Annotated in this window: 1 protein-coding gene; it reads left to right on the top strand. The window is 65.2% G+C overall.

Translation table 11 applies throughout. The annotated features are described in order from the left end of the window. On the top strand, positions 1 to 247 hold a 247-nt coding region (locus SB679_RS25725), incomplete at both ends, for an NAD-dependent epimerase/dehydratase family protein (RefSeq protein ID WP_410705203.1).

The raw sequence follows: 247 nt of genomic DNA, 5'->3' as shown, positions 1-247 counted from the left end.
AGGCACTCCGTCAAACCAACGTAGCCGGGACGGCACACGTGCTGGCTGCAGCCCGGAGGGCCGGAGTAGGGCACGTGGTTTGCGCGTCCTCCGTGGGCGCATATTCGCCGGCTCCCAAAGACCAGCGGACCAGTGAGGACTGGCCCGCAGCAGGCATCCCGGGATCACATTACAGCGCGGATAAGGCTGCGCAGGAGAAGCTCTTGGACACCTTCGCCGAGGACAATCCGGACGTTGTGGTGTCCCG

It is taken from the genome of Chryseobacterium sp. SIMBA_029 (genome assembly GCF_046535275.1).
Lineage (GTDB): Bacteria > Bacteroidota > Bacteroidia > Flavobacteriales > Weeksellaceae > Chryseobacterium.
Note: the sequence above shows the minus strand (reverse complement) of the source record. Positions and strands in the feature narration are given on the sequence as shown.